The 13,147-nt window shown below is 64.7% G+C and carries 11 protein-coding genes; 6 read left to right on the forward strand and 5 right to left on the reverse strand.

Features of this window, described 5'->3' with window-relative positions:
* Positions 1-211: 211 nt before the first annotated feature.
* On the reverse strand, positions 212-1,798 hold the full coding sequence (locus NYP18_RS08005) for a 4-hydroxyphenylacetate 3-hydroxylase family protein (RefSeq protein WP_439648073.1): 1,587 nt from the start codon (positions 1,796-1,798) through the stop codon (positions 212-214).
* Between the two features lie 55 nt (positions 1,799-1,853).
* The gene (locus tag NYP18_RS08010; protein ID WP_439648075.1) at positions 1,854-2,396 is read right to left on the reverse strand and encodes a flavin reductase family protein; all 543 of its coding nucleotides are present in this window, start codon (positions 2,394-2,396) and stop codon (positions 1,854-1,856) included.
* A gap of 339 nt (positions 2,397-2,735) precedes the next feature.
* Here NYP18_RS08010 and NYP18_RS08015 point away from each other — a divergent pair, with 339 nt between their 5' ends.
* The gene (locus NYP18_RS08015; RefSeq protein WP_259427664.1) at positions 2,736-5,234 is read left to right on the forward strand and encodes an ATP-binding protein; all 2,499 of its coding nucleotides are present in this window, start codon (positions 2,736-2,738) and stop codon (positions 5,232-5,234) included.
* A 135-nt stretch (positions 5,235-5,369) separates the two neighbouring features.
* On the opposite strand, the gene NYP18_RS08020 is transcribed toward NYP18_RS08015, so the two are convergent.
* Positions 5,370-7,115, reverse strand: a complete 1,746-nt coding sequence (locus tag NYP18_RS08020) for a pyruvate dehydrogenase (RefSeq protein ID WP_259427665.1) — start codon at positions 7,113-7,115, stop codon at positions 5,370-5,372.
* Between the two features lie 60 nt (positions 7,116-7,175).
* On the opposite strand from NYP18_RS08020, the gene NYP18_RS08025 reads away from it, so the two are divergent.
* The 4 genes from NYP18_RS08025 to NYP18_RS08040 are packed head-to-tail and all read left to right on the forward strand — an operon-like array spanning position 7,176 to position 10,942.
* Positions 7,176-8,618 (forward strand): MFS transporter, encoded by a 1,443-nt coding sequence (locus tag NYP18_RS08025; protein WP_259427666.1) that lies wholly within the window; start codon positions 7,176-7,178, stop codon positions 8,616-8,618.
* Positions 8,605-9,120, forward strand: coding sequence for a TetR/AcrR family transcriptional regulator (locus tag NYP18_RS08030; protein WP_259427667.1), 516 nt, complete (start codon positions 8,605-8,607; stop codon positions 9,118-9,120). The genes NYP18_RS08025 and NYP18_RS08030 overlap by 14 nt, the downstream gene beginning before the upstream one ends.
* An 11-nt stretch (positions 9,121-9,131) precedes the next feature.
* Positions 9,132-10,448, forward strand: coding sequence for an MFS transporter (locus tag NYP18_RS08035; protein ID WP_259427668.1), 1,317 nt, complete (start codon positions 9,132-9,134; stop codon positions 10,446-10,448).
* Positions 10,445-10,942, forward strand: a complete 498-nt coding sequence (locus NYP18_RS08040) for a mycothiol transferase (RefSeq protein ID WP_259427669.1) — start codon at positions 10,445-10,447, stop codon at positions 10,940-10,942. The genes NYP18_RS08035 and NYP18_RS08040 overlap by 4 nt, the downstream gene beginning before the upstream one ends.
* A gap of 20 nt (positions 10,943-10,962) precedes the next feature.
* Here the strand turns inward: NYP18_RS08040 and NYP18_RS08045 are convergent, their stop codons facing one another.
* Entirely contained in the window at positions 10,963-11,934 is a 972-nt protein-coding gene (locus tag NYP18_RS08045; RefSeq protein WP_259427670.1) for a diaminopimelate dehydrogenase, read from the reverse strand.
* A gap of 192 nt (positions 11,935-12,126) precedes the next feature.
* Here NYP18_RS08045 and NYP18_RS08050 point away from each other — a divergent pair, with 192 nt between their 5' ends.
* Complete coding sequence (locus NYP18_RS08050) at positions 12,127-12,495, forward strand: hypothetical protein (protein ID WP_259427671.1); 369 nt, start codon at positions 12,127-12,129, stop codon at positions 12,493-12,495.
* Here NYP18_RS08050 and NYP18_RS08055 read toward each other — a convergent pair.
* Entirely contained in the window at positions 12,467-13,135 is a 669-nt protein-coding gene (locus tag NYP18_RS08055) for a LysE family translocator (protein ID WP_259427672.1), read from the reverse strand. The genes NYP18_RS08050 and NYP18_RS08055 overlap by 29 nt on opposite strands.
* Between the last annotated feature and the right edge of the window lie 12 nt (positions 13,136-13,147).

The raw sequence follows: 13,147 nt of genomic DNA on the forward strand, positions 1-13,147 counted from the left end.
CTCCTTGGAGGTGTCCGACTTGATGGACTCGCCCTTGAACTTTTCAGTGGCCTTGTTACCGGAATCATGGGCGGTGGGGTTCATATCAGCCTGCGTCATGATGATTGTCTCCTTAGGGGATTAGGTCAGGGGAAGGAACCGGGACAGCCGCCGGACCAGCCACCCGGAACACTCCAGGTCACCGGCCGGTGCAGTCTCCTGCGGTGTGGGCTCAGTGGCGGTTACGGCTGAGGTACATGTTGACGTCCTCACCGCTGAACAGGTCAGGAACGGTCCAACCATCCAGGTCATACTCAGCCATGCAGTCCTCGACCATGCCGTTCATCGTGGCGGTGGTGCCGTTGTTCATGGCATTCATGAGCATCTCGATCTTCACGTTCTCGTGGTTGCCCGAGTAGTTGCGCTCATAGAGCTCATGGCGGCCTCCGAACTCCGAACCGATCGCGTCCCACAGCAGCTTCATCAGCTTCACCCGGTCCACCGCCTCGATACCGTTGGAACCACGGACATACTTATCCAGGTAGGGACGGATCTCAGCGTTCTTGAAATCAAGCGCACCCGACGGCAGGTAGATCAGACCGGAAGCCACATCCTGCTCGATGATCTCCTTGATCCGCGGGTAGCCCTGTGCCATGAACATTCGGTACGCCAGGCCGTAATCCATCTTCGGCAACAGCGAACCGTTCGGCCCCTGATCCGGGTTGAGCATCATGGCATCAGCCAGGGCCCAGAACATGTTGCGCCACCCGATCACCTCACCGGCCCGGGCCTGCACGCCACGGAAATCCTGGGTGCCGGCGATCTCCAGGGCCTTGAGCAGCAGACCCGCGATGAAGTCGAGCTTCACCGCCAGGCGGATACACCCCTGGTAGGTGAAACGCTGGATGAAACCGGTCTGCGGCATGAAACCGTTGATCTGGTCCGGATCACCGTAGGCGAAGATGTTCTCCCAGGGCACGAGCACCTTGTCGAAGATGAACACCGCATCGTTCTCGTCCATCCGCGAGGACAGCGGGTAGTCGAAGGGGGTACCGGTGACAGCGGCGTTCTGCGCGTAGGAGGTCCGGGATATCAGCTTGATGCCGGGGGCGTCCATCGGCACGGTGCAGATCAGCGCGTACTCGGGCTTCTTGATGGGCAGTCCGTAGTGGGAGATGAAGTTGAAGTTCGTGATCGCCGAACCCGTGGCCACCACCTTCGCGCCAGAGACGATGACGCCGTTGTCGGTCTCCTTCTCCACCTTCATGAACACGTCCTTGACCTGGTCCGGCGGCAGGTGCCGGTCAACCGGCGGGTTGATGATCGCGTGGTTCCAGTAGAGGACCTTCTCCTGGGACTCCTTGTACCAGCGCTGCGCATTCTCCTGGTACGGGGAGTAGAACTCCGGCATGGCACCCAGGGTGCCCAAAAACGCCGCCTTGTAGTCCGGGGAACGGCCGAACCAGCCGTAGCTCATCCGGGCCCAGGTCTCGATGGCGGTACGCGACTTCTGCAGATCTTCCACGGAACGGGGCACCTTGAAGAACGGGTGGGTCTTGCCACCCGAACCGGTGTCCGTGTCCGTGAGCAGGAGATCAGCGGTCGCGGGGTCATGGAATCCGTCGTACATCCGGGCCACCATCCGCACCGAGTTACGGAAGGCAGGGTGGGTGGTGACATCCTTGACGCGCTCGCCGTGCAGGTAGATCTCGCGGCCGTCGCGCAGGGATTCGATGTACTCATCCCCGGTCATCGGCAACTTCGGGTTGGCCGGGGTGGTGCGGACGGACATGTCACTCTGGGCGGTAGAGGTGGTCATGATGGTCTTCTCCTTCGATGAGGTAAAAGGTGTTGTTGTGCCGGGGGTGGATCGGTCAGAAGGACTTGAACGAGGTGGATCCCTCGAACCAGCCGAAAGCGAGCGCGTCGCCGGACGCCTCCCACGGGTTGCCGTCGCAGTAGCCACCGAGTTCGCGGAACTTACCGGAGACGAACAACAATGGATCGGCGTCATTGATCTCCATGGCGATGACCTCACCGATGACGATGATGTGGTCACCGCCGTCATAGATGCGCCAAGGTTTGCACTCCAGAGTCGCGGCATTGCCCTCCAGGACGGGGATGCCGTCATCTGAGCGCCACCGTGGTGGTTCCTTCATGGGTTTTCCAGCGAAGTTGAGGCAGATGTCCAGCTGCTCTGCCGCCATGATGTTGATGGCGAAGGGGGCGTCCTCCAGGTACTGGGAAGCCTTGTTGCCACGGATGAGGGTCACCTGGACCAGTGGGGGGTCCAGGGACACCGCGGTAAAGGCATTGACGGTGGCGCCGTGCGGGGTCCCGTCAGGGGTCCGGCACGTCACCACGGTGACACCGGTCGCGAATTTACCGAACGCGTTGCGCAACTCCCGGGGATCAATGACTGAGGTCGATTCAGCAGTTTCCACTGCTGAGAGGGATGATTTAGTACTCAACACTAGTCTCCAAACTGTCTTCCAGGACGTCGGGGATGTGTGGTTGGTTGTGATGATTCCCCAGCGGCAGGGGCGTTCCGGCGGAACGGTGCAGCGGCCGGGGAGTAGACCAGAGGCATGTCAGGAAGGTGTCTTCCCTCCATCCCTTTCCGTGTCGTAAGTTACAATTTAACGATCACTGAGAGTCAGAACACGAGTAAAAATGCCCAATCTGATTACCTGTTTCTGCTACTGACCCCCTGGCAGGGTGTAACGGGTATACCCGGGCAAACAGGGAATTTCCTCTTGAGTGAGGGTGATCCAGACGGTGTGCCCAGTTCAGATTGGCTTCAGTCAGATCCCGGCTTTCTGGGTACCCAGATCAAGAACTCGTTCAGAAAACAAGGAGTTACCACGATGACCATGAGGACCGGCACGCTGCCACAGGGCCCGTTACGCCGCCAGGCGGCTGTCACCAGTTTCGTGGGCCGCGAACAAAAGCTTGTCGAGGCGCGGAACCAACTTGTGGGATCCCGGCTGGTCACCATGATCGGACCTGGCGGGGTGGGTAAGACCCGTCTTGCCACAGAATTGGCTGAACGTACGGCGCCGGCCTTCACCGACGGTGTCTGGTTGGCCAGGCTGGACAGTCTGCAGAGCGGTGACCGGGTGGCATCGATCGTCGCTGATGCACTGCAGATCCCTGACCAGTCCAATCGCATGGCATCAGAACGGGTTTCCAGTTATCTCGCCGATAAAGAACTCCTGCTAGTTCTGGATAACTGTGAGCACGTTCTTGAGGCCGCAGCTGAACTGGTGGTCACGATCCTGGCGACAGCGCCGAAGGTCCGGGTCCTGACCACCAGCCGTGAGCCCCTCGGTATTGCCGGCGAACAGATCTGTGTGGTCCCTCCGTTGTCCACTCCACCGCTCAACGACGGAGACACCACCGCTGTCCGGGACATAGAGCAATTCGAATCGGTTGCAATGCTCGTGGATCGCGCCCGTCAGGTCATACCTGACTTCATGATCACCGACAGCAACCGCGATGCCATCGCACAGCTCTGTATTCAACTGGACGGAATTCCCCTGGCCATTGAACTGGCGGCCACTCGGCTGCGGACGTTATCCCCCAGGCAGTTGCTCCAGAGGTTGGACCGGCGTTTCCAGCTCCTCACCCGCGGTGATCGCACATCACTGCCCCGGCAACAGACACTCCAGGCCCTGATCAGCTGGAGCTTCGAACTGTGCACGCCGGCGGAACAGCTCCTGTGGCGTAGGCTGTCAATTTTTCCGGGCGCTTTTGATCTGGAAGCGGCTGAAGAGGTCTGTGGCTTCGGCGAGCTCTCCCCTGAAGAGATCTTTGATCTTCTCGATCAGCTTGTCAGCAAATCAATCCTGCTGGCCGAGCATGACTCCGATGAGGTCAACTACCGCATGCTGATGACGATCCGGGAATACGGGACACAACTGCCCACAGATGAGGAGGAACTCACCCGGCTACGGTCACGGCACCGGGATGTGTACCTGAATCGAGTGATCACCCGCGCGGAGGCATGGTGTGGTCCCGGTCAGGCGGAAGCTCTGGCGGCCACCCGGAGGGAACGTCCGAACTTGATGGTGTCCATGGACTGGTCGCTCAGTGCCCCGGGAGAACATGATGCAGCAGCACATATGGGATCAAAGCTGCGTTATCACTGGGTGTCCGGAAAATATCTGAGTGATGGTCGACAAACTATGGAACGGATTCTCCGGCAGGGGGAACTGTCCCAGCAGGAACGGGGAACGGCTTCCTGGGCCATCAGTTGGGTATGTCTCATACAGGGTGACCATGATGCAGCTGCAAAGCACCTCGAAGTGGCCCACCGCATCGCCGAGAACCTGGGTGACACCGTGATGAAGGGGCACTACCAGCACTGGAAGGCCCTCCACCACCTCTTCACCGGGGACCTCCCCACTTCCATCGCGTTCTACCGCACTGCCATAGCCTCCCACGAAGCAGAGGGCCGTGTGGCTGATCAGTTGCTGGCCATGTTCCAGTTGGTCATGGCTCTGGCATTCAACGGGGAGGCTGAGACAGGTCTGGAGGTTGCCCGGAAGGCCCGGGAGCTGGCGGAGAAATATGAGGAGCGGTGGAACCTGTCATTCATATGGTGGATCACAGGCGTATGCCACTGGCATCTGAGTGACTACGCAGGCGCCAAGGAAGCCGCTTTGACGGCGTTGGAGATCCAGAAGGATTTCCATGACCTCATCTGCACCGCCATGAGTATTGAGGTGTTGTGCTGGACTGCAGTGTCCACCGGGGAGTACGGGAGAGGATGGAAGCTGGCGGAGGCCGCTGATTCTGTCTGGCGCAATATGGGTACGTCTCTGCTTGCTTTCGGTCCCCATATCGCGAAGGTCACCCATGACACCGTGGATACCTGCCGGGAGGCACTGAAGTTGTCGGCTGGACAGATGCCGGAGCTGTCAGATTCGCTCACGGTCTCTGAAGCCTTTGACGTGGCGCTGGATTCCACCTCTGCAGCCGCAGGAAAGGTGATCCATACCGAGGAAAACCCGTTGACCACGCGTGAGGTGGAAGTCGCGGAATTCGTCGCCCGGGGGTTGACTAACCGGCAGATCGCCCAGGAGCTGGTCCTTTCCCGCCGTACTGTGGATGGGCACGTTGAGAGGATCCTGGCCAAGCTCGGCTTTTCTTCCCGAACGCAGGTCGCAATGTGGTTGGAAGGTCAGCGGCAGATATCCGTGATACAGGAGGGGAGGCCCCCGTGCCATGCTGAAGCCAGAGTCACCCTGTAGCAATAGCCACCCGTTCACCACGCGGAACAAAGCTTGACCGCAGGTGCAGAAGCTGTGGCGCCTGCCGGAGACGCCACCATCTCACTCAGCACCCCACCGTCACCGGGCAGATCACCGCACTCATGGGGCCCTCCCCTACACCGCCCCGGCGGCCCCGATGTTGCGGATGTTGGCCCGTGCCAGGTCAACCATGCGGCCGACACCGCCGCCGAAGACGGTGCGGGTCGCGGCCCTGGAGAAACCCACCAGCATGTCCCAGGTGATCTCCGGAGGGATGGACAGGGCGTTGGGATCGGTGACCACGTCGATGAGCACCGGGCCGGGGTGGGCGAAGGCCTCCTTCAGCCCCTTGCGCAGCTTCTTCGGGTCCTCGATGCGGACCGAGCGGATGCCCATGGCCTCGGCGATGGCGGCGAAGTTGACGTGCTCATGGTCGGTACCGTGGTCCGGCATGCCGGCCACCAGCATCTCGAGCTTGACCATGCCGAGGGAGGAGTTGTTGAACACGACCATCTTGATGGGCAGGTCATGCAGTTTCACGGTGAGCAGCTCGCCGAGCAGCATGGACAGGCCACCGTCGCCGGCGAAGGTGACCACCTGGCGGTCGCGGTCGGCCATCTGCGCGCCGATGGCGTGCGGCAGGGCGTTGGCCATGGTGCCGTGCCGGAAGGAACCGAGCTCGGCGCGGCGGCCGTTGGGGGTGAGGTAGCGGGCGGCCCAGACGTTGCACATGCCGGTGTCGATGGTGAAGACGGCGTCCTCGTCGGCCAGTTCATCGATCAGCGCTGCGAGGTACTCGGGGTGGATGGGTTTCCTGCTCTCCGCCTTGTCGGCGTAGGCGTCGACGACGCTGTCCAGCAGGTCGGCATGGCGGCGCAGCTGCTGGTCCAGGAAGGAGCGGTCGGTTTTCTCCTCGATATGCGGGAGGATGTTCTCGATGACCGCACCCACGTCGCCGACAACGGGGTGGCGGACGGTGGTACGCCGGCCGATGTGGGCGGCCTCGATGTCCACCTGCGCGACATTCTCCCGCGGCAGATACTCGCTGTAGGGGAAGTCGGTGCCCAGGAGGATGAGCAGGTCGGCCTCGTGCATGGCGTCATGGCAGGCACCGTAACCGAGGAGTCCGGACATGCCGACATCGAAGGGGTTGTCGTACTGGATGTGCATCTTGCCGCCGAAGGCGTGGCCCACGGGGGATTTGAGCTTCTCCGCCAGGGCGAGGACCTGCTCGCGGGCATCGGCCACGCCGGCGCCACAGAAGAGGGTGACGGTCTCGGCGTCGTTGATCGCGGTGACCAGGCCGGCCGCCTCCGCGGCGTCGGGGTAGACGACCGGTCGGCCGGTGGCGATGGTGGAGCCGAGGAACAGGTCGTCGCCCGCCTCGTCCTCGCTGATGTCACCGGGGATGACCAGCACCGACACACCACGGCCGGCGGCGGTGGACTGGATGGCGTGGTGGAGCAGGCGGGCTCCCTGGTCCGGGGAGTTGACCATCTCGCAGTAGCCGGAGCACTCCCGGAAGAGCATCTCGGGGTGGGTCTCCTGGAAGTAGGAGCTGCCGATCTGCAGGCTGGGCAGGTGGGAGGCCAGGGCGAGAACCTGCGCGCCGTTGCGGTGGGCGTCGTAGAGCCCCTGGATGAGGTGGGTGTTGCCGGGGCCGCAGGAGCCCGCGCAGACGGCGAGCTTCCCGGTCATGAGGGATTCCGCACCTGCGGCGAAGGCGGCGGCCTCCTCGTTGCGGACATGGATCCACTCGATACTGGAACTGCGGATCGCGTCGACGATGGGATTGAGACTGTCCCCGACGACTCCGTAGATGCGTTCCACGCCCTGATTCTCCAGCGTGGCGATCAGTTGTTCTGCGTAGTTGCGTGCCATGCACACAACGCTACGCGCATACGTTGTAACTGTAATGAACGGTCGGTACAGTTTCCTGGTGTGAGACATCTCGACAACGTGGACTCCACGCCAGCCCAGCGATGGGCATTCCTGCTGGTCATTTCCCTCGGTCTGCTCATGATCGGGGTGGACAACTCCATCCTCTACACCGCGCTGCCGGAGCTGCGCCAGCAGCTGGGCACCAGCGAAACCCAGGCGCTGTGGGTCATCAACGCCTATCCCCTCGTGCTGGCCGGCCTGCTGCTGGGCACAGGCTCCCTCGGTGACCGGATCGGTCACCGCCTGATGTTCCTCATCGGCCTGGCCATCTTCGGGCTGGCCTCCCTCGCGGCAGCCTTCGCCCCCGGCGCCTGGTTTCTCGTCGCCGCCCGCGCCTTCCTCGGCCTGGGTGCCGCGACGATGATGCCCGCCACCCTGGCGCTGATCCGCATCACCTTCACCGACGAACGCGAACGCAACACCGCCATCGGTGTGTGGGGTTCGGTCGCGGTCATCGGTGCCGCCCTCGGCCCGGTCATCGGCGGTCTGCTCCTCGAGCACTTCTGGTGGGGTTCGGTCTTCCTCATCAATGTGCCCATCGTGATCGCCGCGCTGGTGGCCACCGTAGCCGTGGCGCCGCCGAACATGCCCAACCCGACCCGCCGCTGGGACGTACTCAGCTCGCTGCAGGCCCTGGTCACGCTGGCCTCGCTGGTCACCGCCATCAAGGAACTGGCCAACCCGGAGCGCAACAGCTGGCTGCCGGCGGTCGCCGGCCTGCTCGCCGTCGGCGGCGCGGTGCTCTTCGTCCGCCGCCAGCGCCGTCTCGACGACCCGCTGCTCACCTTCGACATCTTCCGCTCCCGCATCTTCACCGGCGGTGTGCTCGCCGCGGCCGGTGCGATGTTCGCCGTGGCTGGCCTGGAGCTGCTGACCACCCAGCGTTTCCAGCTGGTCGCCGGTTACAGCCCGCTGGAGGCCGGCCTCATCGTCGTCGCGGTGACCATCGCCGCCTTCCCCTTCTCCCTGCTCGGCGGGGCCAGCCTGCACCGGGTGGGTTTCGTCCCGCTCATCCCCGGCGGTTTCGCGGCGATGGCCCTCGGCGTCGGCCTGGGTGCCTGGGCCGGCAGCCAGGACCGGCTGGTGCTGTTCATCGGAGCACTCGCCCTGGTCGGTGCCGGGGCAGGTGCGATCATGTCGGTGTCCTCGACGGCGATCATCGGCTCCGCCCCCGTGCGCCGCGCCGGGATGGCCGCGGGTGTGGAATCGGTCTCCTATGAATTCGGCACGCTGCTCTCCGTGGCGGTCCTCGGCAGCCTGCTCCCGCTGCTCTACGCCCGCGGGGCCGGGGTCGGCATGGTGATCACGGATCTTGACGCCGCCGCCTATGACGCCGCCTACCTCAACCTCCTCGCGGCCCTCGCCGTGATCGCGGGCATCTTCGCCCTGATCACCGCCTGGTGTTTCCGCGGCAACCCGAAAGGTGCCCATGCGCCGGAGTAGACGTGAACACATCATCGACGCCGCCGTGGCCCTCATCGCCGCAGACGGGCTCGAGGCGGTGAGCTTCGAGGCCCTCGCCGAAGCGGCAGGCCTGTCCAAATCCGGCATCATCTACCACTTCCCCAGCCGCCACGAACTCATGCTGGGCATCCACCGGCACCTCGCCCAGGCGTGGGAGGTCGAACTCGAACGCATCGCCGGTGCCCGGGCCGCCGAACTCAGCCAGGCCCAGCGACTGCGCGCGGTGGTCATCTCCATGGGCCGGACCGCCGAACTGCCGGAGCTGCTCATGGTCCTCGACGCCCGCAATGAGCCCGAGTACAAGGAGGTGTGGGCGGGCGTCGATAAGCGGTGGATGCCGGAGCCCGATTCCTCCGACGCCTACCTCGTCCAGCTCATCGCCTACGGGCTGTGGGCACACGACCACGTCCACCACGAGCCATTGCAGGCGGCGGACCGGAAGCGGCTCATTGCGGCTGCGCTGGAGCAGATCCCCACATAGACTCAGCACCCATGACCGACCGCCGCACCGTCCTCGCCTGGGGACTCTGGGACTGGGGATCAGCCGCCTTCAACGCCGTGCTGGTCACCTTCATCTTCGCGGTGTACCTCACCGACTCCGTCGGCCAGAACATCTCCGGCCCCTTCACCCCGGCCCAGTACTACGGCTTCGCCATCGGCCTGGCCGGGGTCCTCATCGCCGCGCTGACCCCGGTCATGGGGCAACGCTCCGATCTGCGCGGCACGAGACGGCGCTCCCTCGGGGTGTGGACGTTCCTCACCGTGGTGCTGATGGCCGCGCTCTTTCTCGTGCGTGACGACGCCGCCTTCTACTTCTGGCTCGGCGTGCTCATCATGGCCGTCGCCTCCGTCACCTTCGAGATCGCCGAGGTCAACTACTTCGCGCAGATCACGCAGATCTCCACGCCCGAGACCGTGGGCCGGGTCTCCGGCTTCGGCTGGGGCATGGGTTATCTCGGCGGCATCGTCCTGCTGCTGGCCTGCTACTTCGGTTTCGTCGCCGGAGAGGGCGAGACCCGCGGGCTGCTCAACCTGCCGACCGAGGACGGGCTGAACATCCGGCTGGTCGCAGTCTTCGCTGCCGTGTGGTTCGCCGTCTCCGCCCTGCCGGTGCTCTTCCGCGTGCCGGAGATCCGCCCTTCCGGGGAGCAGGCCGATTCCTTCCGCGAGTCCTACCGCCGACTGTTCCGGGACCTGAGGAGCCTGTGGCGCGAGGACCGCAACGCCGTGTTCTTCCTCCTCTCCTCCGCCGTCTTCCGCGACGGGCTGGCCGGCGTGTTCACCTTCGGTGCGATCCTGGCGGTGAGCGTCTACGGTCTCTCCGCCGGCGATGTCCTGCTCTTCGGTGTGGCCGCCAACGTCACCGCCGCCCTCGGCGCCCTGGTCGGCGGCTGGCTCGACGACCGTCTCGGCCCGAAGCCCGTCATCCTCGGCTCCTTGGGGATCATGATCGCCGTCGGCGTGATCCTGTTGTTCGTGGAGGGCCCGCAGGGCTTCTGGATCTTCGGACTCCTCCTGTGCACCTTCGTCGGCCCCGCGCAGTCCGCCGCCCGCTCCTTCCTCTCCCGCGTGGCGCCGGCGCACCGGGAGGGCCAGATGTTCGGACTCTACGCCACGACGGGGCGGGCGGTTTCCTGGCTCGCACCGGTGGCCTTCGCCGCCTTCGTCTTCCTCGGCGGCGGGGACGACCGCTACGGCATCCTCGGCATCGTCACCGTCCTGGCCGTGGGCGCTGCGCTGCTGGTCAGGGTCCGCGACCCGCACACGCGTACCCGCCGCGCCCCGGAAATGAGCACAGTGGAGCCATGAACGTCACCGAACTGATCCAGGACATGGCCGCCCGCCCCATAGCCGCGGCCGAGCAACTGCCGTCCCTGACCCCCGCCCAACTCAACGCCCACCCCGGGGATCACCCCAATTCCATCGCCTGGCTGCTGTGGCACAGCGGCCGCGAGGTCGATGTCCAGCTCTCCCACCTCAGCGGCCGCCCCGAACTCTGGTCGGACTTCCGGGACAGATTCGGCCTGGGCGAGGTGGGCGACACCCTCGGCTACGGCCACGACGCGGAGGAGGCCGGGGCGGTCATCATCAATGACCAGCAGGTGCTCACCGACTATCTCGGGGCCACCCTGGAAGCGTTGAGCGACTACGTCGCCGGCCTCAGCGAAGCTGACCTCTCGGAGGTCATCGACCACAACTGGGACCCGGCCGTCACCCGCGGGGTCCGGTTGGTCTCCATCATCGACGACGCCGCCCAGCATGTCGGCCAGGCCGCCTACGCCGCGGGTATGCTCACCCGCTGAACGTTGGCCAGCCCCGGTTGCTACACGTCGCGGGCGATGAGCTCGTCGAGCGGGGTCGGCGAGATCAGGTAGGGCGCTACCTCGAGCACGGTGTAGGCACCGGACTGGCCGGCCTGCTGCAGACGGTGCGCCGCCCGGGCGTAGGCCAGGGCCACCGCGCCGGTGAAATCGGGGTTGCGCTCCAGCTCGAGGGTGTAGCCGATGGTCTGGGTGAACCCGCCGGTATCGCCGGCGGTGATGACGTGGCCGCCGTGGGGCATGCCGGTGTGCTCGGCGTCGAAGGTGGCCTCATCGATGAAGTTGACCTCGACCTCGTAACCGACGAAGTAGTCGGGCATGGTGCGGATCTCGTTCTCGATGCGCTCGCGGTCGGCATCATCGCAGACCACGAAGCAACGTCGCAGGTGGGTCTGCTTGCCGCTCAGGTGGTCGGCCTCACCCTTGCGCGCGGCCTCCAGTGCCTCCGGGGAGGGGATGGTGTACTGCACGGCCTTGTGCACGCCCTCGACGCGGCGCACCGCATCGGAATGACCCTGGGACAGGCCCGGACCCCAGAAGGTGTGCTGGCTGCCACCCGGCAGAAGCGCCTGACCGATGGTGCGGTTGAGGGAGAACATGCCCGGGTCCCAGCCGGTGGACACGACGGCGACGGTGCCGTTCTCCTTCGCGATGCGGTCCATCTCCCCGCGGTGGCGCGGGACATCACGGTGGTTGTCGTAGGTGTCGACGGTGTTGGCGTGGCGGATGAACTCCGGGGCCTGCGACGGGATGTCCGTGGCGGAGCCGAGGCAGAGCACGGCGACGTCGAAAAGATCGGTGTGCTCTGCGAAATCGGCGACCGGCAGCACCGGGGTGGCCGGTTCGAGGGTGTCCAGGGTGTCCCGGCGCGAGAAGATGCCCGCGAGCTCCATGTCCGGCTGCTGGCCGATGAGCTTCTCCACGGACTTGCCGAGGTTGCCGTATCCGACAATTGCGACCCTGATGTTGGCCATGTGCTGTTCTCCTAGCGTGGGGGAAAGTTGCAGTGGCCCATTCTACGGACAGTGGGACGGATACTCCGACGGATCATTCCGTGACCTTCACCCGGTGGCGTGCGGGGCACAATGGGGGCAGCACTTTCTTCATCCCGTCTGCCGAGGAAGCCCCCGACGTCAGTTCCAGCACATCAGATCACCCTGAAAGCCGTGGGGCTCGGTTTTGCCGCCGCCTCGCTGTTCAATCTCACCGTCACCCTCCCGAGGTCCCGGCAGGTGCTGGCCAGTTTCGCCGACGACTCGTGGTTGCCGCCCTACCGCCGCGTGCTGCGGGTACTGCTGCCCGCTGCCCCGGCGGTGATTGGTGGTGTCGTCGGTTTCCAGGCGGCGGTGGCCTGGCATCTGCTCCGCGGTCGTCGGGTGACCGGTGCGCTCCGCTGGGCACAGGCCTTCATGTTGAGTCTGGTGCCTGCGCTGACCTGGCCCTACTGGCCCCCGAATGTGGTGCTCCCCGCCCTCCTTGAGGTCCTGGTCCGGAGGATCAGCCAGGTCACGCCAGCCACTCCCCCACGCCCATGATGCCCTCGCAGAGCATGAACAGGGCCAGGGCGATGAATACCACGCCGGAGACGATGTCGATGACGGAGGCGTTGCGCACCAGATTCACCGCCAGCAGGCGCACCCCGAGTGCGAATCCCACGAACCACGCCACACCCGTGATGATGAGTATCACGGCGATGGCCAGTGCCCACCCGGTCCCCATGTCGGGCCGGACGAACTGGGCGAAGACGGCACCGAAGAAGAGGACGGCCTTGGGGTTGGCCAGGTTTGTGGTCAGCCCCTGCCACCAGGCCTGCAGCACCGTGGTGGCGGTATCCCTCTCCGCCCCGGCGCCTATCTCCCGGGTGACGGGGACGGCGGCCTGTCTGCGTGCCGCCAGCCCGCCCCGCGTGGCGTTGCCGCCCATCCACAGCAGATAGGCCCCACCGAGCAGCTGCAGGATCACGAGGATCCCGGGATAGGTGCTGATCAGGGCGGACAGACCGAGCAGGGATCCGGTGATCCACAGGGTGTTACCCGTCATGATGCCCAGCGCGGTCCAGACACCGGTGGCCCGCGATCTCACACCCAGCCGGATGATCTGCACCAGATCAGGTCCGGGGGAGACGATCGCGGCGATCCACACAGCGAACAGGGCGATGAATTCGGAGATGGCCACCCAGAAATTTTA

This window comes from Corynebacterium lemuris (assembly GCF_024919295.1).
Taxonomy (GTDB): Bacteria; Actinomycetota; Actinomycetes; order Mycobacteriales; family Mycobacteriaceae; genus Corynebacterium; species Corynebacterium lemuris.

Excerpts from the sequence above, each read along its gene's own strand:
- NYP18_RS08035 (WP_259427668.1), top strand. The coding sequence starts at position 9,132 with ATGACCGACCGCCGCACCGTCCTCGCCTGGGGACTCTGGGACTGGGGA.
- NYP18_RS08030 (WP_259427667.1), top strand. The coding sequence starts at position 8,605 with ATGCGCCGGAGTAGACGTGAACACATCATCGACGCCGCCGTGGCCCTC.
- NYP18_RS08020 (WP_259427665.1), bottom strand. The coding sequence starts at position 7,115 with ATGGCACGCAACTACGCAGAACAACTGATCGCCACGCTGGAGAATCAG.
- NYP18_RS08040 (WP_259427669.1), top strand. The coding sequence starts at position 10,445 with ATGAACGTCACCGAACTGATCCAGGACATGGCCGCCCGCCCCATAGCC.
- NYP18_RS08045 (WP_259427670.1), bottom strand. The coding sequence starts at position 11,934 with ATGGCCAACATCAGGGTCGCAATTGTCGGATACGGCAACCTCGGCAAG.
- NYP18_RS08005 (WP_439648073.1), bottom strand. The coding sequence starts at position 1,798 with ATGACCACCTCTACCGCCCAGAGTGACATGTCCGTCCGCACCACCCCG.